Raw genomic sequence first — 26,040 nt, 5'->3', positions numbered from 1 at the left:
ACAACACTCGGCCCGCGGCATGCTGCAAGATCATCTCTTCAGACAAATGCAAGGAGCAACACGCATGACCGATCGTCCCGATGGCCTGAGCCGCCGCACCCTTCTGAAAATCAGTGCCGCCGGCATGGCCATGGCAAAGACCGGCAATCTCTTCTCTGAGCCAGCAGTGCCCGTTCCTGCAGGCCGCGTCACGTCGCTGCACTCGCCCCATCTGGTTCTGCAACTCGACAGAACGACCGGTCTGCCTGTCTCCTATCGGTTGCTCCGCTCCGGAAAGCTCTATCGCGGAAGCGCGCCTTCTACCCCCTTGAAGGTCCGGCTCTTCCAGCGCGAACCGCACGCCTTCAGTGACGTGGAGATACGGCCCTCCAGCGAGAAGACAACACGGTCTACTGCCGACTTTCGCTTCCAGGCGACCTGCGATTCCGCCCCTGCGGCAAACTTCAGCCTGCGCTATGCGATCGATGGACGGCGCATTCAGGTCACGCTCGAGGAAGTACAGGAGCTACCCGGGTTTGAGCTGATCTCACTCTCGATGCCTTCCCTTGTCAGTGTGCATGAATCCGATCCAAATGCATGGATCGCTCATGCGGACGACGGCGGCGATTTGGTCTCGCTGCGCGATGCCAAGGCCGGGAAGCTGCCTCTCAATACCTTCTGGGGAGAGATCAATGGCGTTCTTCCGGTCATCATGGCCGGGCACTCCGGCACGGTCTGCGTGCAGGAGACCACGGCCTTTATGGACGGCACGCTTCTGTCGGTGACAGGCGAAGCTCCCGCAAGGGTCGCATCGCTTGGAACGACGAAGGTTCATCGCGTTGACGGAAGCGCCTGTTACGACATGAACCTGGGCCGCGGCGCTCCAAAGAGCTGTGGCAACAACGCAACGCCCAATCTGCTGGTAGAGCAGAAGTCTGCCTGCCGTCTCGACTTCCTCGAACCGGAAGCTGGCGGAAAGGCCCTCGACTGGATCGATGGAGCAAAACTTGTGCGTGCACGCATGCCTGCCATCCCCAACCACTTCTACGATGACAAGTTCATCTATGGCATTCGAGTTGACGAACCGAAGTTTCCTAAACCGTCAGCGACCTTTGAACGCTGCGAACAGATTATTCGAGACATGCATGCGCTGACTGACGGCTCTCCACAACTCGTCCATCTGTGGGGATGGCAATTCCGCGGAAAAGATACGGGCTATCCAGCCGTCAATGTCGTGAATGAACGCATCGGCGGCTATGACGGCATGATGCGTCTGATGGGCCGCGCGAAGGCTCTGAACACGACTGTCAGCCTCTCGGACAACTACGACGACGCGTATCGCAGCAGCCCGGCATGGAATGAAGAGATGATCGCCCGCAAACCCGATGGCGAGCTCTGGAAGAGCCGCGAATGGACCGGCGAAGAGTCCTATATTCAGGGACTGGCCAAATATATGGAGGGCCCAGGCCCGGATCGCGTCCGCTATACCTGCGAACGCTACAAGCTACCGGGAACCATTCATGTCGACGTGCTCTCGTATTACGCCATCCGCAACGACTGGGACCTAAAACACCCAGCCAGCGGTATCCGTAATCTCAATGCGGGCCGTTACCGCATCATGGAAGAGTTCGCCAAGCACGGCGTCGATGTCACGTCGGAAGGGCTTCGCTATCCATTCATCGGCAAGATGAGCATGAGCTGGTATGCCGGCGGCCCCAAACCTTGCCCCTTCGGTGGAAAGCCAGTACCGATGCTCTCCATGATCTACCGCAGGAGCGCTGTCTGGGGCCGGGCCGGGAATGCAGGCGAGCTTCCGCTCTTTCTCATGACCTTTTACGGCGAAGCACAGCACTCCATCTTCAATGGCGACGCCTCGCAGGAGAGGATGCTTGACTCTTTCTATCTAACAATGGTGCCTTGGTTCCGCCTCCACCTGCTTAACATCGAGGGTTTTCAGCGCACTCAGGACCGAACCGTCACATACCTCGAAGGCTCCGGCAATGCAATCGAGATGGACTGGCAGAATCAGAGCTATAAGGTCACCCTCAACGGAGCGGAAGTAGCGCGAAAGGATGCCGTCTTCTGTCCCCTGGGCAATGATCGCATCGCCATGTATGCGGTCCATGACGGTCCACTGACGGCGACGCTGCCCGCCTCCTGGGCCCCACAGGAGGTCACTGGCGCCGCGCTCTTCCCGGACAGAAAAGAGCCCGTCTCTTTGAAGCAGGCAGGACGTGAGGTCACGGTCACGATGCAAGCACGACGGCCTGTCATGCTGTACCGAAGCCGGAGCAAAGCAAGCACAACCTAACCGCGGAGACCATGGCCAGATGTCCTATGGTGGCTGAACCGAAAACATTCGTTTGTTCAGCCACCATGCGCTCAAGATGTTGGGTTTCCTCCTGTTCGCTTGACCATCCTCAAAGCGACACGGCACACTGCCTTTTGACCCCAAAGGAGCTTGACCCCAGTGAAATTGAGACTACCCCTGGCACTTCTCTTCCTCGCATTCGCACCGGTGCTCCGCGCGCAGCAGCCGATTCGAGTCGCGATCGTCGGCCTTGTTCACGGCCACGTCAAAGGCTTCCTCCGCGATCTTCCCAAGTCCACGGATGCCCAACTGGTCGCAATCGTGGAACCCGATACCGCGCTCGCCGCCAACTACGAGAAGCAGTTCTCGCTCGACCATTCCCTCTTCCATACCGACCTCGAAGAGACGCTCAACAGCACCCACCCTGATGCGGTACTGGTTTACACCACTATCCTCGACCATCGCCGTGTCATCGAGTCCGCTGCCCGTCATCACATCTCGTCCATGGTAGAGAAGCCCCTTGCGACCACCATGCCCGATACGCTCGCTATCCGGGATGCGGCAAAACGTTACAACGTGCATGTCCTCGTCAACTATGAGACGACGTGGTACTCCTCCAACGCTGAGGCCCTGAGTCTCGCAGCCAATGGCAAGCTGGGCGATGTGCGGAAGGTTGTCGTACACGACGGACACAAAGGCCCGAAGGAGATTGGTGTCGGCCCGGAATGGCTTCCCTGGCTCACCGATCCCGTCCGCAATGGCGCGGGTGCACTCTTCGATTTCGGCTGCTACGGCGCTGACCTTACGACCGTGCTGATGCATGGAGAGACTCCGATCTCAGTAACGGCATCGGCCCAGACAGACAAACCAGAGATCTATCCGCACGTTGACGACGATGCGACCATCATTGTGCGCTACCCGAAGACGCAGGCGGTCCTGATGGCTTCGTGGAACTGGAGCTTCGACCGCAAAGATATGGAGCTCTATGGGACCCAGGGAACCATCTTTACCGTCGGACCATCCCATGCACGCAAACGCTTCCTTGGTGAATCCGAAGAGCAGACCGGAACCTCTCCCTCGCTTCCCGCCGATCAATCCGGTTCTCTGAAATACCTGGCTGCCGTTCTTCATGGACAGGTCAAAGACCAGGGAGACCTGTCTTCCCTGGACACGAACCTGATCGTCATGCAGATCCTCGATGCCGCTCGCACCTCCGTACAAACCGGAAAGACAGTCTCCTTGAAACCATTGCGGTAGCAACCTGAACACAGCCACCACAAAACAAGAATCGGAGGAACGATGCAGCAACTAACGATCATTGCAACCCTGGTAGCCAAACCGGGTAAGAGCGAGGCACTTGGACAGGCGCTTCTCGCACTTGTGCCACCATCGCGCGCAGAAGAGGGTTGCATCAATTACGACCTGCATCATTCTTTGAGTGACGCAAATACATGGGTCGTCTACGAAAACTGGGTCTCAAAAGCAGCCCTGGAGTACCACTTCGCTACCCCGCATTTCCAGGCGTTTTCCCAACAGCTCGGCGATCTCATCGACGGAAGCGTCGGCCTGCAGGAGCTCCAAATGGTGAGCTCGAAGGCCTGATCGCAGATATCAACGGCAGCCTCCCCTTGACATTCGACACGAGATGCGAAACTCTTTTGTCGAATATCAAGGGGAGAGTCTATGCCGCCGTCCACTGTCTGCTCGGGCTACCTGCCGGCAAGACGAGCAGCGGACGTAAGCCCGATGACCGCACTTCGAACGGAGTGATTTGCTCCTGCTACCAGGACAGTACGATGATGGATCATCGAGGAGTTCTACGATGCGTGCTGCAGTTCTGGAACAGCCGGCGCCGATTGAGACCTCACCGCTCGTGCTGCGGGACGTCCCAATACCTTCGCCCTTGACGGGTGAAGCGTTGCTGAAAGTGCTGGCGTGTGGAGTTTGCCATACAGACCTCCATATCGCTGAAGGTGACCTTCCTCGGATCAAGAAGCCCGTCATTCCCGGGCACCAGATCGTTGGTGAAGTCGTGAAGACGAACGATAGTTCTCTTCAAATTGGAGATCGCGTTGGGGTTGCCTGGCTCGGCGGTACCGATGGCACCTGCCGATACTGCAGGACGGAGCGTGAGAATCTATGCGATCATCCCGTATTCACGGGATATGGACGCGATGGAGGGTTTGCAGAATACGTTACCGTCGATGCCCGTTTCACCTATCCAATGCCGGAAAATCTGCCATCTGAAACGGCTGCGCCTCTTCTTTGTGCCGGCGCCGTGGGGTACAGGAGTCTGCGCGTTGCTGACGTCAAACCCGGTACAAGAGTCGGTCTCTTTGGGTATGGAGCTTCGGCGCAAATGGTGGTGCCCGTTCTTCTCCACTGGGGCTGCGACGTCTTCGTGGCCACGCGTGAACCCGACCACCAGGATCTGGCCCGCACCCAGGGCGCACGTTGGGCAGGTCCGCTCGATGAGAAAACTCCCGAACAGCTTGATGCCGCAATCACCTTTGCGCCTGTCGGTAATGTTGTTATCTCTGCCCTGCAGTCTCTCTCGAAGGGAGGAATCGTCGCGATCAATGCCGTCCATCTGGACCGCATTCCGTCGTTCGACTACGACACGCTTCTTTGGGGAGAACGGCAACTCCGCAGCGTCGCCAACCTCACGCGGAAAGATGCCGCCGAGTATCTGCAGCTTGTTGCAAACCTCTCATGGCGGCCAAAGATAACGCCCTGCCGCCTGGATGAGATCAATCGGGTTCTGCTCGATATTCGCGAAAGCAGATTCACACTTCCCTACGTAGTCATTCCGTGAACCTATACGGTCCACGATGACGTCCTCTGCATCCCGATCGAACGGCGGCTATGTCTTCATGCCACCTTGATGTTGACGGCCTTGGGAGGCGCCGATTTTGGCAACGTAAGTTCGAGCACACCATCGCTGAGCTTTGCTTCACTATGGCTTGCATCGATTATGGCCGGCAGTTCGATATGGCGCGCGATCTCATTCGAAAACACTTCACTATACGTGACAATTCCCTTCCCCTTTTCTTCCTTCCTGCTTTCGGATCTACCGCGAATATAGACTCCATTCGGCTCCACCTGAACGGTAAGCTCTTCGGCCGTGAACCCGGGTACTTCAGCCCGGATGGAAATTTTCTGATCAGACTCTGTAATCTCTACTGGAACCGCTTTCAGGAACTCCGATTCAGCCTTAAACCAATCATCCCAGTCGCGGCCCTCGCCCCCTCCACGCTGCTGGAAGAGACTGAAAGCACGCTTGGAGATACGTTCGGTAAGGCGCTCCATGTCCTCAAACAGATTATGAAGATGAGGAAACTGAATGGCGTTCTTACGCAATTTGCCTGAGTGGACGGTTAGCGTAGTCGGCATGACAAGCCCTCCTTCAGCGCAAGCGCGCTCACATAGCTACATAACAGGCCCGATACGGGAAGACCGTGACCGTCTGCACCCTCTCTGGTGACGGTGATCACTTACAGGGGAGATCTGAGATCTACATTAAGGTCATAGATCTCCGCTGCGCCCTCCAGGTACTCGAAGATCAGGTCTCCACGTGCGGTAACTTCCAATGCCCGTGATACATCACCATTCGCATAGACCTCTGGTATCTCCATCACTTCGCTCGCCCCCTGCCCGCCGGGCTGAAACCTGAAGAGGGTACAACGCTGCTCCTGGCGTGCCATGAAATAGAGCGTATTTCCCTTGCGATCCCAGACGTTAGCTCCGATCGTGGCCGAGGTGAACACAACATCCCACTTTCTGGACACCCTGTCAAAGACGCGTAGTTGTTCTCGATCTACACTTACAGCAGAGATATATCGCCCATCCGCTGACCACCTTGCAGCGGTCATCCCCTCAGATTCCGGCAGTTCTTCTATCAATTGCCCTTTTGAAGAAAGAATGGCGAGCTTTCTGGATGTCGTGCTGCCCGGGCCCGTCTGATCCATGACAAGCTGATCGCCCGCGGTACTGTAGGCCAGCTCACTCGTTCCGCTGCCGCCGATTGCCAGAATGCCTGGCTTACCGCCACGCGCATCCACCTGCGCTAAACTCCACGGCTTGCCTTCGATCATGCGCAGATAAAAGATTTCATGGTCATCGGACGACCATTGCGGCATGCGCGTGTACTCGTCATGCGCCGAAAGACGTGTCCGTTCGGTACCATCCAGGCGGCTCTTCCAGAGTGAACCCTCCGGATACACGGAGTATGCAACCCACTCTCCATCATGAGAGATGCTCAATGAATTCACTGATACCGCCGGAAGAAAAGGAGCAAATTTCGAGTTGAGCAGAACGAGCTTGTGCCTTACCTGTTCACCGATCGCATAGATATGATCCTGGTCGATAACGGGCGCCCGCCAGAAATCCACCGGCCCTGATGCCAGCTCCCAGGAACGCTTGATCTTCTTCCAGCCAAGAACCTCTTCGCGCTGAACCCATAGTGACGTTGATGCGGAGTTTCCGACGACATACGCGAAGTACCTTCCATTGGAGGTCCATGCACCGCAACATGCACGATGTTCATGAGGCTCGCCCCGGAGGACCGGCGAGAGGCGTTTCGTCGCCAGGTTTACTTCGTGGATACTTTCTCCGCCATCTGGCTCGCGAACCGAAAACCGAATGGCAGTGCCGTCAGGCGACCATACTGGCCAGAAGGGGGTCCCTTGCACTGCCACCAGGGGGACAGGGTTCTGGCCCTTGTCGTCAGCCGTGAACAATTGTTGTCCGCGAATGAAGGCCAGATGCTTGCCGTCCGGCGACCACGAAGGCGATTCCCCACCGAATTCGCTTAACGGGCGATTGTTGTCTCCGTTTAATGATGCCACGGTGATCGTGCCTTTATCCCCCGGCCGGGAGATCAGCACGTCCTCCGCAGACTTACCGATACCAGACAGAACTCCATCCCGAACCGGAAGCACCTGGTTCCTGGAGATGTTGCCATCGAGAGAGACACTTGCCAAGAGATTCCGGGTATCCTGGCGCTCCGTAAAGAAGAGCCTCTTATCGCGCAGGAAGAGGGGAGCATCACTTACCTTGTACACGCCGTCATGTGTTAGCTGCCTAACTTTCAACAAGTGCGGCCTTGCCTGAAAGCCACGGAGCAGCGTAGCTGCCATCGTGACAACTATGACGGCAGCTTGTATCAGAAACATCCTCTTAATAATGCTTCTGGAGCGCGTTCCTTCCATCAAGGGAACGCTCGGCAAAGCCGGCGAGGGAATCTTCATTTTCGCCTTGTCCCACAGGGAGGGAGAGGGCTCGCGCATTGTCGAAAGAGATAATGCGGATGGTGACATTCGGTACCCTTTTTTGGGTACCGTCTCTATGTACTCCTGACCATTTGGTAACTTACCAAGGGTCTTGCGCAGCAGAAAGATTGTCTGAGTCAGATTATGTTCTTCGACAATAACGTCCCCCCAGACCTTGTCCAGGAATGTCTCTCTGCTTACGACCTCTCCTTTGGCATCAAGCAGCAAGGATAGAGTCTCTAATTGCCTTGGCGTGAGATCAATCATCTCAATTCCGCGCATGACAAGTAGCGGAGATTTCTCAAACGTATATTCTCCAAAAAACTGTATCTCTTTCATTGGAAAAGACCTGGATATAACAATGGATCAATTGACCAGCATCAATTACGGTTTTGAGGACTAAATTCGCCCTTTCTAGATACGGTAGGCCAGTTTCATTTTTATCGGGTCTTATCTCCTATCGTGATCGGGCTCGTTGTACTGCATTTGGTTTTCTTCCAAAGGACACACATTATGGCTTCTCCTGGAATGCTTCGGGCGCTTTACGGCCCTGCCTTGTATACCTCCCATGTTCCGCAAAGGTTGCTGAACTGGCGTTCATATCTTCCGTCGGTTGTACTTACGTTGACTGGGATCAGTGTCTTCTCGATTTGTTGGACAATTCTCGACAAGACCGGCCCCTCCGGTGAATGGATAGCTGCAATGGGGGTACTACAGGTAGCCTGGATCATCTCGCTCTCCGAGGTCTGGGCACAGAACGTATCTTCCCTCCTTCGTTGGGGATCCTGCTATGCGGGACAGCAAACGAAAGACCAAACTTCCAGGCGATGAAAGGCCTAATCGCCTGAGAAGTAGGCGTCTCAACAGCCGGCACAGGTGCGCCTTGGAATCTGGGGTACACCATACGCCTGTTCACCTAAAAAAAACGAGCCATTTTCAACATATTGAGGTACTTAAAGGTATCCGTGATGCTAAGGACTAAAGTAGTCGCAATTATTACAAGCTCAAGGCCATTTATTCAGACTGCCGAGGCAACGCTTCAATCCGAGGGACATCTTGTTGAGGTCTTCGAATCCCTGAAAGAAGCCTTGGCGGCTTGCCAGACACGCCATTTCGATGCTGTTATTTTGGACGTCTCCGCACGTCCCCCCAGAGATGAGACTTCTTTGTCGAGACTTAGTCAGCAGGTGGGTGCGCATCGCATTTGGCTGGCGCCCCCCCTAGGTCTGAGCCCGTGGGTTCAGGATGCAGAGACGCTTGGGATTCACCACTTCCTCAAAGTCCCGGTTCAACGCCCTGAACTCGAAGAGATGCTTACGGAACTCTCCCAGTTGGCGGAGGAGTTTGAAGTAACTCGCGAGGTGGATCATGATGTCCGGCCGACCTCTGGACGCTATCATCTGGAAGAGATCGGCCATAACCGCTACTTCCTCGCGGCCTCACCGGCTATGATGCGAATTTATGAGAACATTCGCCTCCTCGCCGCCGTGGATGTGCCTGTACTGATCCTCGGCGAGAGCGGCGTTGGTAAGGACGTCGTTGCCAATCTCCTCCACAAGCACTCTCGCCGTTCGTCGCACGTCTTCAGTTCTGTCAATTGCGCCGCTCTCCCGCCGGACCTCCTTGAAAGCGAGCTCTTCGGCTATGAGGCGGGCGCCTTTACCGGAGCCGTCAAGGCGAAGCCTGGTAAGTTCGAACTGGCCGACCGCGGCACCCTCCTGCTGGACGAAATCGGTGAGATGAGCGCTCCGATGCAGGCTAAGTTGCTTCATGTCCTGCAGGACGGCCGTTACTCCCGTCTCGGCGCAAGGACCGTCTCAACCGCTGACGTCCGGGTGATTGCTGCCACGAACGTTAATATCGAGAATGCCATCACAGATAAGCTCTTTCGCGAGGACCTCTACTATCGCATCAGCGCCTTTACGATCAATATTCCTCCGTTGCGGGAACGGCGGGAGGAGATTCCGTTCCTGGTGGAACAGATGGTCAAGCGGCAGGCTGCTCAGTTCCAGCAAGATCCGGTCTATATCTCACCACGCATCGTCTCTTTGCTACAGGAATATCACTGGCCCGGAAACCTGAGGGAGCTGTCCAATGCCGTCATACGCATTCAGATTCTTAAGGGCAGCGATGCCTCCGTCGCCGATATCGAGAGCAAGGTGATGGGCCGTGCCACCATCACGGAGCAGGTCTGCCCAACGGTTGAAGGAGAGCCCGATGCCAGTGTGACTCATATGCGCTCCATCGTTCGGAACTTCAAGGACCAGACCGAAAGCCGGCTGATACAGCAGGCGCTGGAAGCGGCTCGTTGGAACCGCAGGCACGCCGCCGCAGCGCTTCGCATCAGCTATCGCACCTTGCTTTACAAGATCGACCAGTATCACTTGAAGGAAGCTAGAGCGCCAATGAGGTTTTCAGCGGGTCACTAAGAAATATACCGGCAAGCCGGGTACCGATATTTATCGACCTCCCGAAGACTGGGCTTTAGCGCTGGGCTTTCCTCAAACGGAAGGCGCAGGGCTAAAGCCCATTTATGCTTCTCTTGCATCAGCGGGCTTAGACTCGAGGCGTAGTCCTAATTGGCATATGACATGTCTTCCCGCGAAGCTAGTTCGCCGGGGAAGATACTCATGGAGTCAGTATGGACAGGAACTAGTCCAACTTCATAACAATCGAAGCTGATCGTTCGATACAGCCTGGTCTAAGGCCTAGATGGGACTTTAGACTAGCGCGGCTTTGAGGCTTCCATTGGCCTCGAGTTGTTCCTTCTGCCACGCGATTGTCTTCATCAGACCAACCCCGAGAGGAACTTCCGCGCGGAAACCAAGCAGGCGTTCTGCCTTTCGGATATCCGGTACACGACGGCGAACATCCTCGTACTTACGTCCTGCGATCTCGTGATAAGGGACGAATGTAATCCGCAGCGATCCCTCTTTCCCACTCAAGCGATGAATGGTGTGCGCCAAATCCAGAATCGAGATCTCAGTATTGTCTCCAATGTTGACGATTTCGCGGTTGGCATTCTGGGATTCGGCGGCAGCTACGATGCCGCGCGCCGTGTCTTGGACAAACGTGAAGGATCGCGTCTGCAGGCCATCACCATGGATGGGTATGACCTCCTCCCGCAGAATAGCGCTGATGAAGACAGCCTGCGGTCCTCCCCACCAGCTGAGGTTCTGACGTGGTCCATACGAACCAAATATCCTCAGAACGGTCGCATTGATCCCTGCTTCTTCCGCCATGGCAAGCACGAGGTGTTCATCGAACATCTTCGAAGCCGCATAGGCCCACCTCGCCACCGTCGCGGGTCCGAGAACGGAGTCCCCATCCTCGGAGAAAGGCACCGTGGGATTTTTGCCATACACATCCGAGGTCGATGTAATCACAAAGCGCGCATTGTTCTCGACGGCAATCTGCAATGCATTGTGCGTCCCGTGGAAGTTCACCATCAGAGTCTTCTTTGGGTTTTCGTAGCGCGGAATCTTGTATGCCGCCAGATGAAGGACAATGTCCACCTTTCCTGCTGCCTGCCGCAAGGCGGCGTAATCGCAAACATCCGCGGAGTGGAATTCAAATCCAGGGTATTGCTTCGCAGCCTCAAGATTCGCGGAGTTCCCATGCGACATATCGTCAACAGCTACGACGTCATAACCCTTTGCAAGCATCCGATCGGTTACATGCGATCCCAGGAAGCCGGCAGCCCCAGTAATAAGTACACGTTTTGTCATGCAGCCCTCACCATTTCCATAATTCGATCGATACTACGTTCTCCTGCATGGCCTTCACCGAACTCGACCAGATCCCTGGGCCCCTGAACACTGTTGCGTCCGAAGCGTTCCAGACGGCGAGCTCCATCCAGGATCTTTCCAGTCTCATTGCCGACCAGTATGTTCCACCCACCGTGCAACGTCTCGATCCACTCGGTTTCCTCACGGAGCGTCAGGCACGGTACCCCCATGAAGTAGGCCTCCTTCTGCAGGCCGCCGGAATCGGTCATGATAAACCTGGCATTGCGCTGCAGTGCCAGCATGTCCAGGTATCCGACTGGCTCGACAACGTGCACATGATCCGCAAGAAACAGATCGGAGTTGCTCGTTCCAAGCAGACGCTTTCGCAGCCGCGGATGCATCGGGAAAATAATGGGAACATCCATCTTCTTTAGCGCATCAAGAATGCCGTTAAGGCGTTCGGGTTCATCGGTCGCCTCGGCTCGATGAATCGTAACGAGAGCATATTCCTGGGTTCCTAAGTGGAGCTCGCGCTGTACGGCAGACTGTCCATCCTTGCCAAAGAGGCTGACAGCATCAAGCATTACGTCTCCCACGAATACCGCACGCTCACCGAGCCCCTCCGACTCCAACTGTTTTACGGCATTCTGTGTCGGGCATAGCAGCAGGTCCGAGATATGGTCCGCGACGATTCGGTTTAGCTCTTCCTGCATCATCCGATTGAAGCTGCGCAATCCTGCCTCAAGATGAATTACGGGAACGTGAAGCTTCGCCGCCGCCAGCACAGAGGCGAGGGTCGAATTCGTATCGCCGTACGCGATTACAGCGTCCGGCCTCCACTCCAATAGTTCCGCCTCGACACCGGCAAGCATGAGCGCAGTCTGAATTCCAGGCGTCCCCATCCTGACGGTCTCCAGCAATCGCGGCTTCGGCAGACCGAGTTCCTGAAAGAATACCGCTGACATCATCGGGTCACTGTGCTGCCCTGTATGCAGCAACCTGTGTTCGATTGCACCCTGGTGTTCGCGGTTATACGCCTCGATGGCTTTTACAAGAACTGCCATTTTGACGAACTGCGGCCGCGTTCCACCTATGGAAAGTATCTTCACGGTGTTTCTCCCGGCTTAACGTTGCTTTCGTACGGCAACAACTGATCAATATCTACCGGGCGGACTACTCTTGCCGGCGCCCCCATGACGACCATGCGCGCTGGAACATCGCGTGTTACTACAGATCCCGCTGCAACCAAGGCATCTTCCCCAATCAGCACTCCGGGCAAAATCGTGGCGTTCGCAGCAATGCGGGCGCCTTTCTGCATAGTTACTCCACCGAAGTGCTTGAATCTCTCCTGCGTGCGTCCGACGAAGTTGTCATTAGTAAACGTCACCTCGGGAGCGACAAAGCACTGGTCACCAATCGCGGATTTTGCGGTGATGTAGGCGCCGGTTTCAATCTTGCAGCATCGCCCTACCCTGACCTGGTTTTCAATGGCGACTCCTCGGCCGATGATGCTGAGTTCGCCAATCGCAGTGTCTTCGCGTACGCTGGCAAAGTCGGCAATCAGAACCCCGTCTTCGACAATCGCCCCTGAATAGATCACGGCATTGCTTCCAACCAGACAACCGTTGCCTAAAAAGGCCGGCCCCAGCTCTTTGGACCCGGTCATAGCGCTGGCTTTGGATTTCAAAGGCTTCTTGCCGATAATTGCCCCGTCATCGATCCTGACGTCCTTACCGATGGTGGCGTGGTCGTGAAGTACTACGTGATTGCCGATTACCGTACCTTCCCCAATGCTGACGTTCTGGCCCACAACTACATTCCGGCCGAAGTGCACGTTGGGGTATCTTCTGTTTCGTTCCTGCTCCAGGAGAAGAGCATTTTCAGATGCAACAAATTCAAAACTCATAAAACCTTCTATCTTTCCAGCGGATCAGACGATCCTGCCGAACGTGCGTGGACTAACGGCTTCCGACAATCTTCATCATTCGCCCGACGTTTTCTTTTTTCTCCTGCCCGTCCTGCTTTGCCTCGGGCTTGCAGAAGGACGGATACCCGTTGTTTCCAGCGAAGATACAATCCAGAGCCAGTTTCAAGTGATCTCTGATTGTGCGAAGGATCCGCATTTTGCTGCATCCGGTAGTACGTCGATGCAGCGTCATTGGCACTTCGTGGATCCGATACCCAAGATAGGACGCATTCATCAGAATCTCCACCGTAGACACAAATCCGTTGCTCCGGAAATGCGCTCGCCTAATGAAAGAACCGCGATATGCGCGGAACATGCTGGTATAGGTGTAGAGCTTAACCGGTGAGATCATGCGATAGAGCCGCGAACAATAACGGCTGAGAGCATGCCGCCACGGCGCGACCCCCTCGACGGAGCCTTGCGGATGATACGGAGATGCCACAACCACATCCGCCTTCCCATCCACAATCAAATGAACCATCTGGGCAAGCTGGTCCGCACGGTAACTGCAATCTGCATCGAGGGTACAGATAACGTCTGCGCTCGCCGCGATCTCAAATCCGGTGCGGAATGCGGCGCCGATACCGAGATTGTTGGGGTGTGAAACGACTCTGTAAGAGGTTCCGTACGGTGCCGTCCGCGGCAGAAGCGCCACGGTACGGTCCGTACTTCCGTCGTCGATAAACAGGTAAAAGGTAATGTAGCGATCCTGCAGACCCCGCTGTAACTCTGCGAGCCTGATCCTGAGCACCTGCAGCGATTCCTGCTCATTGCAAACAGGTATGACTACAGCAACTCGAGGACGGCTAAGGCTATGTCGCGTGTCGTGCATTCAAATCTCTCCTTGCCTATCCCCGAGGCACCTTTGCTTAGCAACGAACGATCTTGGAAGACACGATTCCGCGAGTAGCGTTACGCGTATCAACAACAAGTTGAGAATTGCGCACGATCGCCTCGTAGTCGTAGTCGGAGTGATCAGTGGCTATGACGACGCAGTCGTAGTCAGCCAGACGATCCAGAGGGGTACATGTCATGCCCAGGTCGTAATGCCGGCCCCGGCCAACAGTTGGAAAGTATGGATCGTTGTAGTCGACCGTTGCCTTCTCCTCCTGCAGCATCTCGATAATCTCGAGCGATGGAGACTCACGAAGGTCGTCGATATCTTTCTTGTAAGCGACACCGAGAACCAGGACCTTTGCCCCGTTCATCGATTTGCGGTGCGCGTTCAAAGCCTCTGAGACCGAGTGCACCACGTGACGAGGCATTCCCTCGTTGATCTCGCCGGCCAGCTCGATAAAGCGGGTGTGGAAGTTCCACTCCCGAGCCTTCCAGCTCAGATAGAAGGGATCGATTGGGATACAGTGACCACCCAGGCCAGGACCGGGATAGAACGGCTGGAAGCCGAACGGTTTGGTCGCGGCGGCATCGATGACCTCCCAGATGTCGATTCCCATCCGGAGTGAAAGCAGCTTGAGTTCGTTTACCATCGCGATGTTTACGCACCGGTAAATGTTTTCAAGCAGCTTGGTCATCTCTGCCGCCTGCGTCGATGAGACCGCAACTGTGCGGCCAAAAATATTCCCATAGAGCGCGCCTGCCAGCTTTCCGGCAACTGCGCCATGCCCGCCGATAACCTTCGGGATATCGCGGCGAGCCACAGTGTTATTGCCCGGATCCTCACGTTCAGGCGAGAACGCAACATAGAAGACATTCGCGTCTACATCCATGCCCGGCTCATAGGCCTGAAGACCTTCGGGGCAGCCACGGTCCAGGATTGGGATCAGCACCTCTTCGGTTGTACCCGGATAAGTCGTGCTCTCCAGAACGACCAATTGGCCGCGGACCAGCCATGGAGCGATGGATTCCGCTGTCTTCTGAATGAACGAGAGGTCGGGATCCCGATGATCCGTCAGCGGCGTGGGCACGCACATGATGATGGCGTCCTGTTCGCTGATTTTGCTGAAATCGGTCGTTGCACGGAATCCTTGTGAACGAGCCATTTCAATTTCCGTCGCCGGAATGCGGAAGATATAGCTCTTCCCATCTTCCAACTGGTCCACTTTGCGGGCGTCAATATCGAAGCCCTGCACTGTAAAGCCCGCTTCCGATAGAAGAAGGGATAGGGGGAGACCAACATATCCAAGGCCGATAACGCCGACCTTTGCGGTCTTCGCTTGGAGCTTCTCGAGCTGACGCTCCGCTTGACGAGTTTGCGTGGACACAGTTACTAGGTTCATGCCGCGAAGACATTGCACGGGATATGCCAAATCCTCAGGCCTGACTTAGCGATATCGCTGGAGCGCCCCCCTGTAACTGCTTATCCGCGCTATCGCACCCCCTTTCCCCGCCCGAATACACGGCCCAGGGACGGGAAAAGTATGCAAAGAGTTGCGCGTAACCTGCCTATTTCCGGGCTGAAATGGCAGTCTTCTGCTCCCTCTAAGGTGCGATCCGAAATGGCATGGAGATTGCTCCTGTGTCTGCATACGGTTCATACAAGGAGACATCCACGATGGGAGCTCGATTGAAGGTAGGAGTTGTAGGTCTCGGCGCCTGGGGCTGCAACGTCGCCCGGTGCCTCTATGAAATGCCCGAGTGCGACTTGGTAGTCTGCAGCGATCTGAATGAGGCCCGCCGCTCAATGGCAGAACGCAACTGGAATGTGCAAACCGTTGCATCACTTGATGAAATGCTCGCGCAACACGCCGAGATTCGAGCTGTCGTCATCAGCTCGCCAGCAATTACGCACTATCCCCTCGCCAAAAAAGCGCTTCTTGCTGACAAAGACGTCTTTGTAGAAAAACCCTTTACCCTTAACGTCCGGGATGCGGAGGAGCTGTCGGCACTTGCGGCAGCGAGGGGACGGATCCTTATGGTTGGACATCTTCTCGAATACCATCCCGCCGTCAATCGCATCCGCGAGATCATCCAGTCTGGTGATCTGGGCGAGATCTACTACATCTACACGCAGCGGGTAAATCTCGGCCGCATTCGTGGTGATGAGAACGCCCTCTGGAGCTTTGCGCCGCACGATCTCTCCCAGATTCTCTACATACTCGGCGAGGATCCGGTCGATGTGAGCGCCAGGGGACAATCGTTTATCCAGGATGGCATTGAAGACGTCGTTTTCCTTAGCCTGTTCTTCGCGAATCGCCGGATGGCGCATATCCACATCTCATGGCTCGACCCGCACAAGATGCGCAGCACGACCGTCGTTGGCAGCAAGAAGATGCTCGTCTTCGATGACGCAGCAGCTTCGGAGAAACTCCGGATCTACGACAGCGGCGCGCAGAGCCCGGCTACATGCTCTTACGGCGAAGCGATTCAGGTGCGTTTCGGTGATATTCAGATACCTCATCTGATCGCGACCGAACCGCTCAAACTTGAGTTCCAACATTTCATTAACTGTGTCGAGCATCGCATCACACCAAGGAGCGACTCTCAGGATGGCCTACGTGTCGTCCGCATTCTAGAAGCGGCTCAAAAATCTCTGGAAATGGATGGCCTGCCCGTATCGCTTCATTCGGGAGCCGTTTCCAAAGCACTCCACCCACCGCAAACCATTAACCGGCAATGGACGCCGAGCCTGCCGATGGTCCCAGGCATGCCGGTAGTCGTGGCGCACTCCTAGACGGGAAGAAACTGCAGGATCTTCATGCGAACCATTCGCTACAAGACAGAGATGTTGGTGGGAGGCTCAGTGGCCATGGCTGCGGCCGGGCAGATACTGATCAAGGTTGGCCTTTTGGGGAAAGGTAGACTTGGTCTCTTGGCTCTCCAGTGGCCACTGAGTCTCCCATGGGGGGTGCTGATCGGACTTTGCGTCTACGGAGTTGGAACGCTGCTCTGGTTTGCCGCAGTCGCGCAAAAGAACATCAGTTACCTCTATCCTCTCGCTGCCGTTAACTACATTTTGCTGGGCTTTTTGGGCCACTATCTTCTGCATGAATCGATGGGGCCTTGGCGCTGGACCGGTATTACCGTCATGGCGGTTGGCATCGCGTTGCTTTCCAAAACCGATAGAGGAATAGTCAGATGAATGCCGATACTACGCCATCGCTGGCATATTCCTGGGGAATACTCGCCGCAAGTATCACCTCGGGGTCGTTCGCACAGATTACCCTGAAACATCTGACCAACACCCTTGCCAAGAAGCAGAACGCGGGCCGCCTTGTCGCCATTCCATGGCTTGGTCTCTGGGTCATTCTGTTCGGACTGGCAACCGTGTGTTGGCTCATGGCGCTGCGCCACCTCGATATCTCATACGCTTATCCCCTCCTCAGCCTCGGATACGTTCTGGTAACAAGCCTGGCAGCCCTTCTGCTTGACGAGCACGTATCCCGGTCACACTGGCTGGCCATTGGACTTATTACATGCGGCGCCGCACTCGTCGCGGGGAGTATCTGACATGCAACAAGGCACATTGCGCCCTTCCCATATCGCCGTTGTGGGCGGCGGTTTTACAGGCATGGTATGCGCCTTCCGCCTACTGCGCGCCGGATATAAGGTAACGATCCTGGAAAGCCGGTCGGATCTGGGCGGCCTGACCAGCACCCACAACTTCGGCCCATTCCGTTGGGACAAGTTTTATCACTGCATCCTTACTTCGGACAAAGCCCTGCTGGGTCTTCTCGCCGACCTGGAGCTGAGTGATCAACTCCAGTGGACCAAGACCGAAGTGGGCCTGTTTTCCCAAGGCGCCCTGCACAAGATGACCAGCCCGGTAGATCTACTGCGTTATCGTCATCTCTCGCTCGCATCAAAGCTCCGCCTGGCGCTGATGACCCTCTATGTCACAAAGATCAAAGACGGCCTTGCCCTGGAATCCATTCCTTTGTCTCAGTGGACCCGCCATATCTTCGGCAGGAAGGTGTACGACCAGATATGGGAGCCGCTGTTCCGCTGCAAACTCGGCGAGTTGCGCAGGTATGCATCGGCGGCATTCCTCTGGGGTACGATCGTTCGCCTTGCGTCGACGCGGCAACGCGGCCCGGGACAGCAGGAGCAGCTCGGCTATGTTCGTGGCGGGTATAGCACGGTTTTTCAGAAGCTGCAGCAGGTTGTTGTATCACTTGGAGGCTCGACGAACACGGGAGTGAAGATCCGGTGTATCTCCTCGAATGGCACTACGCAGGAAGGACGTATCCATGTCAAAGCCTGCCACAAAGATATGTACTTCGACGGCGCCATTTTGACGGCTCCCAACAAGGTCATCGCCGATCTGCTCGACACAGAAGATGCCGCATATAAAGCCCGCCTGGGACAGGTAATGTACCTCGGTCTTATCTGCGTTGTCCTCGTTCTGAAGAAGCGTCTGAGCCCGTTCTACGTAACGAATGTTACAGAAAAGATCGGCTTCACGGGCGTCATTGAAATGACGAACCTGATCGATCCCACGCAGGAGACCAATAATCGCCATCTCGTGTATCTGCCCCGCTATACTGCGCCCGACGATAAGTTGTTCGAGGCCTCCGACGATGCAGTCTGGCAGCATGTTTGGACCGATCTTTCGCGGATGCACCCCGACCTCAAGGAAGCAGACATTGAACATCGTTTTGTCTTCCGCGAGCGGGTCGTTCAGCCCGTACCAACGCTAGGGTATTCCGAGGTTCTGCCTCCGGCACGGACGCCGGTTGCCGGTGTCTATGTAGCGAATACCTCGCAGATCCTGAATGACACTCTCAACAATAATGCGATGACGTCCATCGCCCAGGCTACATGCGACGAACTCATGAAAGATATCCCGTTGCAGCAGCAGGTCGAGACGTTAGCACCGAAAGGGACGGAAGAGGCTCTCAGGCCCGCTTTCGCACGGTAGGTGTCCCCTATGCATATCTCCATGATCTCCATCGAGGCCATTCTCCAGGCAATCGATCATCTATTGCTCGGCCGTCCGGTAATCTCACTTCTTCTGATTTCCGGATGCCTGTTCCTCCTCTCTGAGGTAATCCAGCGTGCCAAACGGAGCAAGATCCCTGTGCCGACAAAGGCACAGATGCTCCATCAAGGCACAGAGGACGGCTCACTATGAACCTTCCATCAACCATTGTTCCGCATGTCCTGGCCTATCACGAGATCGACGATCAGAATTCGGCGGATGTCTATTGCATCTCGCCCGATATATTCATGAGCCACATGTGGGCTGCCGCTCATGGGGCGGGACAGATCAAACAATCGGCACATATAACGTTTGACGACGGCCATGTGTCGCATATGCGATGGGCAGTTCCCATTTTGAATGAGCTCGACGTACAGGGCCATTTCTTCATTCCTACAGCCTGGATGGAATCGAAACACGGATATATCAATTGGAACGACGTCCGGTCGATCGCCGAACAAGGTCATCGGATCGGCTCCCACGGCGCCACTCACATCTTTTTATCGGCCTGCAACCCCTCCCAGTTGGAGCAGGAGGTTCGCAATTCCAGGTTGATTCTCGAAGACAAGATCGGCCGGGCCGTCACATCGATTTCAATGCCTGGTGGGCGCTGGAATGAAACCGTGATTCGTGCCTGTGCCGTGGCGGGATACGAAGAAGTCTATACCTCGGAACCTGGCATGTACCGCACCGCTACAGTCAAGAACAGCGTGCAGCTTCCCGCGGTGATTGGAAGATTTGCGGTACGCCGTAAGACCTCACTCCGCACGATTGCCGCCTACCTTGAAGGCGATCTTTTCGCTGTCAGCCGGCTTCGCGGTATGTATCTGTTCCGTCAACTTGCTAAACGCACGATCGGAGACAGGGGCTATCAGCATATCTGGTCTTCCCTGTTCCGGGCGATGCCAGGCTGAACGATGTGGGGTGTGGTATATGCGGGTTCTCCAACTTGTCTCAAGTTCCGGCTTCTACGGCACGGAAAGAATGATCTGCCTTCTGTCGGCCGCTCTTCAACGCGCCGGAGCCGAGGTCTACCTCGGCGTATTCAACGGCACCAGCGCATCCTGTTCGCGTTTTGTCGAGGAAGCCGAACGTCAGAGCCTGCGGGTACTCAATCTAGGCTGCACAGGCAGATGGAGCCTTAGAACCATTGTGCTTCTGGCCAGATGGCTCCGGAGGAACCGTATCGAAGTGCTGCACACCCACGGCTATAAGGCGAATATCTATGGGCTCGTCGCTGCCCGCCTGGCCGGCTGCGCACTTGTTGCAACCTGTCATAACTGGACCAATCGGACCGCATCTCTTCGGCAATACGCTACGCTCGACAGGTTTCTTCTTCGTCACTTTGACCGTGTGGTGGCCGTATCGCATGGCGTTCGGTCGAATCTGCGACGAGCCGGTGTGCCGGGCCGGCGCATACGGCAGATCCCCAATGGCATTGAGGTCGCTACATATAAGGCCGCATCGCAGACGCCCAGCCGGTCCGGGCGTATTATTCTCGGCTGCCTTTCGAGACTTTCGAAAGAAAAGGGAGTCGACGTTCTGGTCTGGGCGCTTCCCAAACTATTGGCAGCCTATCCCGAACTGCAGTGCGTCGTGGCAGGAGAAGGTCCCGAACGGGAGCGTCTTCTTGCGTTGGCGGCCGAGCTCTGCGTCGCTCACGCTCTCCACCTACCTGGGTTCTGTGACGACACCGCCCGTTTTCTGTCGCGCTGCACGATTGTCATACAGCCATCGCGAATCGAAGCAATGCCTCTGGCAGTACTGGAGGCAATGGCCTCTGAAAAACCCATCGTCGCCTCGGCGGTTGGCGAAATTCCTCGTTTGCTGGAAGGCGGCAAGGCAGGCATGCTTGTACCACCTAATGATCCCGATCTGCTGGCAGACGCCATCCTGTTGCTGCTTTCTTCACCGGAGAAGCAACAAGTATTGGCGGCTCGTGCGGCAGAAAAAGCGACCGCATGTTTCGACGTTTCGGTCATGCTCGACGGCTATCTCTCAACGTACAAGGAAGCCATGGCAAAGCGTCATCTGCTGATGAGACTCAGCCCTTTCGAGAAAGCAGGCGCATTTTATGGGCGTGGTACCGATCGCGACATCGCATAAGGCGACAGAAGGCCCGCAACCGGATGGCTCATCCCTGCGCGTATGGCTAAGTGATCCTCTGTGTTTTACCCCCTGGTATACCGCCTCACTCGCCCGTGCGCTCGCTTCAGCAAATGTCTCCCTGCGCCTGCTCAGTGCCAGTGTCTCTCGCGAGCCTGAGTATTTTTCTCAAGTGGGTTTATCTCCTGATCCGGGTCCTTTCCGCTTTGACCAGCTTGCAAATGGCTGGCCCTCATCACTGCGGCGTGTCCTGCGTTGCGCCGCCGCTATCTCGAACGCCATTGCACTCGCAAGAACGCTGGAGAGCACTCCCTCAAAGCGCCCCGACATCATCCACCTGCAGCAGTTACCTTTGTTGAACCACAATATCGGAAGCGACTTCGAGTTGCTCCGTGCCGCCCGGAGATGCCACATCCCGGTTGTGCACACTGTTCATAACCTGCTTCCACACGACACCGGGAATCGCCTGGAGAGCATATACGGCCGCCTCTATCGCAGCGTGGATCACCTGATCTGCCACTCGCGGGATATCGCAGATGCATTGGAGGCTCGATTCGATATACCTTCCATCTTTATCTCTGTCATACCGCATGGGCCTCTCTTCGAATCCGCGGATCAAAGGAATCCCAGCGATGCCCGTGCAACCCTGAAGCTTCCTCCAGACCGACCTATCGTCCTCTGGCAGGGAGTGATGGCGTCCTATAAGGGATTAGATCTTCTGCTCCAGGCGTGGACGGCCAGCGTGCCTCGATGGAGAAATCGATCGACAGCTATGCCGCTGCTGGTCATTGCAGGTACGGGTTCATCGGAGGTCGAGGCCGAGGTTCAAGCAGCAGCCGCTGCCCTGCCGGATACCCTGCGAGCAGACGTTCACTACATTCCCACAAGCCGACTGCCTTCCTACTACCAGGCTGCCGATCTGCTGGTGTATCCCTATCGTTCAATAACAACCAGCGGCGCTCTGCTGACAGGCCTGTGCTACCGGAAGCCAATTATCGCCTCCGACCTGCCGCCATTCCGGGAGTATCTGGAACCAAACCAGAACGCACTGCTGGTGCCTCCCGGAGACGTTGCAGCACTTTCCTTCGCACTCCAAGAAGCGGTCGACGGCATCACAAATCTATACCAGCAGCCGCGAGCTGAGGCAGGCAGAAACATCTATCTCGACCTTCTCGCGGGAGCAGCGAATAACCCTCGCAGGTATGTCGGTTGGGATCAGATCGCGCGGCAAACGATCGACGTATATCGGATGGCAATCGCCGCTAAAGCAGCGCAGCCGAAAGTGTGCAAGGTCCTGCACACATTTCCGAAGGCATCCCTCCGCAAAGCCTGATATCTGCCTTAAACGCTCCCAAATAGATGGCCCATTTGGCTTTTTGATTGCTTCTTCTTTAAGCATCGGAAGGATGGCAATTATGAAGCCCAGGTCTCATACCATATGGTGCTTGCGAGCCGTGTCCGTGGCTCTTCTCTGCACCGGAATTTGCTATGGACAACAGCGCGTGGCAGATGCAGGCAAGACCAACGCTTCGAGCGTGCCGAAAGCCGACCCTCGCACTGCGCCTGCCGTTGCTGCGCCGCAGTACACGATTGGAAGCGGAGATGTCCTCAACATCCAGGTCTGGAAGGAAAAAGACCTGAGCCAGACGGTCGTTGTCCGCCCCGATGGCAAGATCTCACTCCCATTGCTTGGCGAAGTGTATGTCGTGGGTAAAGAACCGTCCCAGTTGGAAGACCTGATCCAAACCCGCCTCCAATCAATGGTGGTGCAGCCGCGTGTGACGGTCACAGTAACCGAGATACACAGCCGAATGGTCTACATCACCGGAGAAATTACACGTCCCGGCGCCTACCCGTTGAATACCCCGATCACCGTACTTCAGTTGATCGCACAGGCTGGTGGTCTCACCCAATTTGCCTCCAAGAAAAAGATCCATGTACTCCGTGCAAGCGGGCCAGCTGGCGGTATCTGGGTGAACTACAAGTCTCTGCTTCAAGGTTCGGATCCGAATCATAATCTGCAGCTCAATCCTGGCGACACAGTGGTGATCCCGTGAAAGCACTCTGCCCTGTTTCCTTGCTCTGCCTTATCTGCCTTACTCCCCCGGCCGGTGTAGTTGCTCAAACTGCACACAAGCAAACACCTTCTCAGACCCAGCAATCCTCAGAGGCAGACAATAGCCAAACCTCGACACAACAGGAGATCCGCCCGGGATGGGTAGACGCTGCGGTCCCGCGTGAAGAACGGTCATATTTCGACCTCGGAGCAGCCCTCTCCTATGGCCGGGATACTGCCGTAAACAACACACCCGACCTGAAGTCCAACACACTTGGAATACAGGGCCACGTCGGCATCAGTTCCGTGGGACACCGCTTCTCCAGCTATCTTACGCACGACGCGACCGTACTTCAGTTCCCGGCAAGTGATATCAAAATGCAACAGTATCACTGGACAACCGTTGGCATGACTGAGATCACCAGCCCCCGTACCGTATGGGGTCTGAACGCTGCAAATGCATACGGCGCAGATGCGGCGCGCGCTGGAAGCAGCGTCAGTCTTGCTTCTGTAAATTCAGCAATCGACAATAACGGCGTACAAACGGGACTCATCACCGGTGACACGCTGCGGCAATACGTAACATTTCTTGTCGACCACGAAACTTCTGAAGTAAGCGCGCTATCTTTCGGCGCAAGCGCAGGCTTCCATAATTTCCTTGGGGCTGCTCCCTCCACCCGGCAATACGAGATAAATGCGGCTTATCGCGAATTATGGAGTCGCCGCCTGCTCGTTGGGGTTCGAAGCGATGCAGTACAACAAAACTTCGGAGCGGGCACCTGCGTAACCGCCGCGCTCGAAGGCTTGTCCACGTACCAGATGACCACGGCTGTGCGGGTCGAAGGCTCGGGCGGTCCGGTTTTCGGTTCTGCGCAATGCACCGGCAACTATCAATACGCGTTTGCCGTTTCAGCGCAGAACGCTCGAGGAAACCGGATCTACATAGGCACAAGCCGTAAACGCGGTAATGGTGTCGTCGCAGGGTCCCTTTGGGAGACCTCTGTCTATGGCGGAGCGCAGGCTGGCAATCCCAGACGGTTCACTGTTTCAGTCGACGGTGGTTATACCAGCTACCATGGCGGAGCGTTGACGAATACAAGCTCAGACATCGATGGATATTTCGTGTCGGGCGAGTTCCACCGTCATCTTTCGGAATGGGCGGAATGGTCATTTACGGCACGACATTTTCAACGCACCGTCTCTTCGGTCGATTTGGCAAGAACGGTCTTTTTTGTGACGTTCACCTGGTCGAAACAGCATGGAGGTCCCCGTGTCAGATGAGCATACCCCACTTTCCGTGCGCATCCCGATGCTGTTCGGTGCGCTGAAGTACCGCTTGCGACTGATTCTCATCGTCCTTGTCGTCGTCTTCGCGGGGTCGGCCGCCTATATCGAGCAGATGCCGAATGTGTATCGGGCTCAAACGCAGATTCTGGTAAACCCGCAGCGAATCTCTGACAAATACGTCAGCAGTGCAGTCTCGATGGGTGCAAGCGACCGCCTGAACACGCTAAGCCAGCAGATTCTCAGCGCTTCCCGACTGGAAAAGATTCTGGACGACTTCCAGCTCTTTCCGAAGCTACGCGGCAAAGTAAGCCGCGAAGAGCTTATCGAGCGCATGCGTAAAAACATAGGCATCGAGTTGAAACATAACGCCGATGGCCTGAGCGCATTCACGTTGAGCTATACCGGAGATTCGGCCAAAGAGGTTGCAGCTGTTGCAAATAAGCTCGCAGATTCGTTTATTACATGGAATCTCCAGGACCGCGAGCAGGAGGCCCAGGGAACAACCGCATTTCTGGCGAATGAACTGGTCACGACAAAGACTCAACTAGATGCTTTGGAAAACCAGCTTAGCGCTTACAAGCTGAGGCATCTCGGAGAACTACCCGATCAATTGCAGGCCAACATGCAAACGCTCTCACGTCTGCAGGTGGAGCTTCAAGCAAATGTCGAAGGTCAAAGTCGCCTGGACCACGAAGCTCTTCTTGCAGCCTCGGCCTCTCCGGATCCAGTATCGCAGCGTACACCTGGGCCATCCTCCAATCCCCGCCAACGGCTGGTAAGCGAAAAACTGGCGGCCCAGGCAGAACTCGCAGAACTGCGCAAGCACTATACGGATAGCTTTCCTGACGTCATACAAAAACAGGCCGAAATCCATGCTCTGGATGAACGGATCGCGGCAACTCCGGTAGTCGATGCAGCGGCGCTTTCATCACCCGACGCGCAGCCCACCGCGAACCCACAGTTGCAACTGATCCGTCGCGATCGGGCCCGTCTGGTGAGCGAACAGCGAAATATCCAGGCCTCGATCAGCCGCTATCAGTCAAAAGTTGATTCCGCACCTCTCCGCGAACAAGAGATCTCGCAATTGTTACGCGACTACGACACGACAAAAGATCACTATCGCTCCCTGCTCGAGAAGAACTACTCGGCGCAGATGGCGGCCCAGCTGGAGCACGACCAGAAAGGGGGCAGCTTTACGATGCTCGACTCTGCGCGCGTTCCTGATATTCCGACAGGCCCGAAGCGCATGCCGCTTCTCATCGGCGCTTTCTGTCTAGCACTGATACTGGCCGGCGGTACCGCCTTTGTCAGCGAGATGATGGATAGCACCGTAAAGTCCGAGTTGGAGTTAAGAGATTGCCTTCCCGGCATTCCACTTCTCGGCATTACACCAACGATGGAACGAACGCAGATGCGTCGCGTACTCGCACCGGCGCGTTATCTCCTAGGGGGCCAATAA

General features: G+C 55.8%; 23 protein-coding genes and 1 pseudogene. 16 read left to right on the top strand and 8 right to left on the bottom strand.

Features of this window, described 5'->3' with window-relative positions; genetic code table 11:
• Positions 1-64 precede the first annotated feature (64 nt).
• The 4 genes from FTW19_RS11870 (at position 65) to FTW19_RS11855 (ending at position 5,105) form a co-directional block, all read left to right on the top strand.
• Positions 65-2,290 carry an endo-alpha-N-acetylgalactosaminidase family protein gene (locus FTW19_RS11870; RefSeq protein ID WP_187143438.1) on the top strand — a complete coding sequence of 742 codons (2,226 nt, stop codon included), beginning with the start codon at positions 65-67 and terminating at the stop codon, positions 2,288-2,290.
• A 159-nt stretch (positions 2,291-2,449) separates the two neighbouring features.
• Positions 2,450-3,547 (top strand): Gfo/Idh/MocA family protein, encoded by a 1,098-nt coding sequence (locus FTW19_RS11865; RefSeq protein ID WP_246153701.1) that lies wholly within the window; start codon positions 2,450-2,452, stop codon positions 3,545-3,547.
• A gap of 42 nt (positions 3,548-3,589) precedes the next feature.
• Positions 3,590-3,892, top strand: coding sequence for a putative quinol monooxygenase (locus FTW19_RS11860; RefSeq protein WP_147647823.1), 303 nt, complete (start codon positions 3,590-3,592; stop codon positions 3,890-3,892).
• A gap of 220 nt (positions 3,893-4,112) precedes the next feature.
• Positions 4,113-5,105: a zinc-dependent alcohol dehydrogenase family protein gene (locus tag FTW19_RS11855; protein ID WP_147647822.1), complete on the top strand. Its 993-nt coding sequence runs from the start codon at positions 4,113-4,115 to the stop codon at positions 5,103-5,105.
• Between the two features lie 56 nt (positions 5,106-5,161).
• Here FTW19_RS11855 and FTW19_RS11850 read toward each other — a convergent pair whose 3' ends face one another.
• From FTW19_RS11850 to FTW19_RS26450, 3 genes and pseudogenes are all read right to left on the bottom strand, one after another.
• Positions 5,162-5,683, bottom strand: coding sequence for an Hsp20 family protein (locus tag FTW19_RS11850; RefSeq protein ID WP_147647821.1), 522 nt, complete (start codon positions 5,681-5,683; stop codon positions 5,162-5,164).
• Positions 5,684-5,784: 101 nt separating this feature from the next.
• Positions 5,785-7,464: a TolB family protein gene (locus tag FTW19_RS11845; protein ID WP_246153700.1), complete on the bottom strand. Its 1,680-nt coding sequence runs from the start codon at positions 7,462-7,464 to the stop codon at positions 5,785-5,787.
• 153 nt (positions 7,465-7,617) lie between these two features.
• Positions 7,618-7,827 (bottom strand): annotated as a pseudogene (locus tag FTW19_RS26450) (winged helix-turn-helix domain-containing protein); the annotation flags it as partial.
• Positions 7,828-8,726: 899 nt separating this feature from the next.
• Between FTW19_RS26450 and FTW19_RS11840 the strand changes: the two are divergent.
• The gene (locus FTW19_RS11840) at positions 8,727-9,989 is read left to right on the top strand and encodes a sigma-54 interaction domain-containing protein (RefSeq protein WP_246153699.1); all 1,263 of its coding nucleotides are present in this window, start codon (positions 8,727-8,729) and stop codon (positions 9,987-9,989) included.
• Between the two features lie 291 nt (positions 9,990-10,280).
• On the opposite strand, the gene FTW19_RS11835 is transcribed toward FTW19_RS11840, so the two are convergent.
• From FTW19_RS11835 to FTW19_RS11815, 5 genes are read right to left on the bottom strand one after another with little or no spacing between them, the layout of a single operon-like run.
• Positions 10,281-11,288 (bottom strand): NAD-dependent epimerase/dehydratase family protein, encoded by a 1,008-nt coding sequence (locus tag FTW19_RS11835; RefSeq protein WP_147647819.1) that lies wholly within the window; start codon positions 11,286-11,288, stop codon positions 10,281-10,283.
• Positions 11,285-12,397, bottom strand: a complete 1,113-nt coding sequence (wecB, locus tag FTW19_RS11830; protein WP_147647818.1) for a non-hydrolyzing UDP-N-acetylglucosamine 2-epimerase — start codon at positions 12,395-12,397, stop codon at positions 11,285-11,287. Before wecB ends, FTW19_RS11835 begins: the two co-directional genes overlap by 4 nt.
• On the bottom strand, positions 12,394-13,194 hold the full coding sequence (locus FTW19_RS26265) for an N-acetyltransferase (RefSeq protein WP_147647817.1): 801 nt from the start codon (positions 13,192-13,194) through the stop codon (positions 12,394-12,396). Before FTW19_RS26265 ends, wecB begins: the two co-directional genes overlap by 4 nt.
• A 52-nt stretch (positions 13,195-13,246) precedes the next feature.
• Positions 13,247-14,086: a glycosyltransferase gene (locus FTW19_RS11820; protein WP_147647816.1), complete on the bottom strand. Its 840-nt coding sequence runs from the start codon at positions 14,084-14,086 to the stop codon at positions 13,247-13,249.
• Positions 14,087-14,123: 37 nt separating this feature from the next.
• Positions 14,124-15,491, bottom strand: a complete 1,368-nt coding sequence (locus FTW19_RS11815; protein ID WP_147647815.1) for a nucleotide sugar dehydrogenase — start codon at positions 15,489-15,491, stop codon at positions 14,124-14,126.
• A gap of 224 nt (positions 15,492-15,715) precedes the next feature.
• Between FTW19_RS11815 and FTW19_RS11810 the strand changes: the two genes are divergently transcribed.
• The 11 genes from FTW19_RS11810 to FTW19_RS11765 all read left to right on the top strand — a co-directional run bounded on the left by FTW19_RS11810 (position 15,716) and on the right by FTW19_RS11765 (position 26,040).
• Positions 15,716-16,885 (top strand): Gfo/Idh/MocA family protein, encoded by a 1,170-nt coding sequence (locus tag FTW19_RS11810; RefSeq protein WP_348641850.1) that lies wholly within the window; start codon positions 15,716-15,718, stop codon positions 16,883-16,885.
• Positions 16,886-16,909: 24 nt separating this feature from the next.
• On the top strand, positions 16,910-17,293 hold the full coding sequence (locus tag FTW19_RS11805) for an EamA family transporter (protein WP_147647813.1): 384 nt from the start codon (positions 16,910-16,912) through the stop codon (positions 17,291-17,293).
• Positions 17,290-17,661 carry an EamA family transporter gene (locus tag FTW19_RS11800; protein ID WP_147647812.1) on the top strand — a complete coding sequence of 124 codons (372 nt, stop codon included), beginning with the start codon at positions 17,290-17,292 and terminating at the stop codon, positions 17,659-17,661. Before FTW19_RS11805 ends, FTW19_RS11800 begins: the two co-directional genes overlap by 4 nt.
• Before the next feature lies 1 nt (position 17,662).
• On the top strand, positions 17,663-19,072 hold the full coding sequence (locus FTW19_RS11795) for an NAD(P)/FAD-dependent oxidoreductase (protein ID WP_147647811.1): 1,410 nt from the start codon (positions 17,663-17,665) through the stop codon (positions 19,070-19,072).
• 9 nt (positions 19,073-19,081) lie between these two features.
• Positions 19,082-19,285, top strand: a complete 204-nt coding sequence (locus FTW19_RS25810) for a hypothetical protein (RefSeq protein ID WP_187143436.1) — start codon at positions 19,082-19,084, stop codon at positions 19,283-19,285.
• Positions 19,282-20,046 (top strand): polysaccharide deacetylase family protein, encoded by a 765-nt coding sequence (locus FTW19_RS11790; RefSeq protein WP_147647810.1) that lies wholly within the window; start codon positions 19,282-19,284, stop codon positions 20,044-20,046. Before FTW19_RS25810 ends, FTW19_RS11790 begins: the two co-directional genes overlap by 4 nt.
• A 70-nt stretch (positions 20,047-20,116) precedes the next feature.
• Positions 20,117-21,238 carry a glycosyltransferase gene (locus FTW19_RS11785; RefSeq protein WP_187143435.1) on the top strand — a complete coding sequence of 374 codons (1,122 nt, stop codon included), beginning with the start codon at positions 20,117-20,119 and terminating at the stop codon, positions 21,236-21,238.
• Positions 21,207-22,571: a glycosyltransferase family 4 protein gene (locus FTW19_RS11780; RefSeq protein WP_147647808.1), complete on the top strand. Its 1,365-nt coding sequence runs from the start codon at positions 21,207-21,209 to the stop codon at positions 22,569-22,571. The genes FTW19_RS11785 and FTW19_RS11780 overlap by 32 nt, the downstream gene beginning before the upstream one ends.
• 169 nt (positions 22,572-22,740) lie before the next feature.
• A complete protein-coding gene (locus FTW19_RS11775) occupies positions 22,741-23,295 on the top strand; it encodes a polysaccharide biosynthesis/export family protein (RefSeq protein ID WP_246153698.1) in 555 nt (184 codons plus the stop codon).
• Positions 23,292-24,575, top strand: coding sequence for a hypothetical protein (locus FTW19_RS11770; RefSeq protein ID WP_147647806.1), 1,284 nt, complete (start codon positions 23,292-23,294; stop codon positions 24,573-24,575). The genes FTW19_RS11775 and FTW19_RS11770 overlap by 4 nt, the downstream gene beginning before the upstream one ends.
• A complete protein-coding gene (locus FTW19_RS11765) occupies positions 24,565-26,040 on the top strand; it encodes a GumC family protein (protein ID WP_246153697.1) in 1,476 nt (491 codons plus the stop codon). Before FTW19_RS11770 ends, FTW19_RS11765 begins: the two co-directional genes overlap by 11 nt.

Source organism: Terriglobus albidus (assembly GCF_008000815.1).
Lineage (GTDB): Bacteria > Acidobacteriota > Terriglobia > Terriglobales > Acidobacteriaceae > Terriglobus > Terriglobus albidus_A.
Note: the sequence above shows the minus strand (reverse complement) of the source record. Positions and strands in the feature narration are given on the sequence as shown.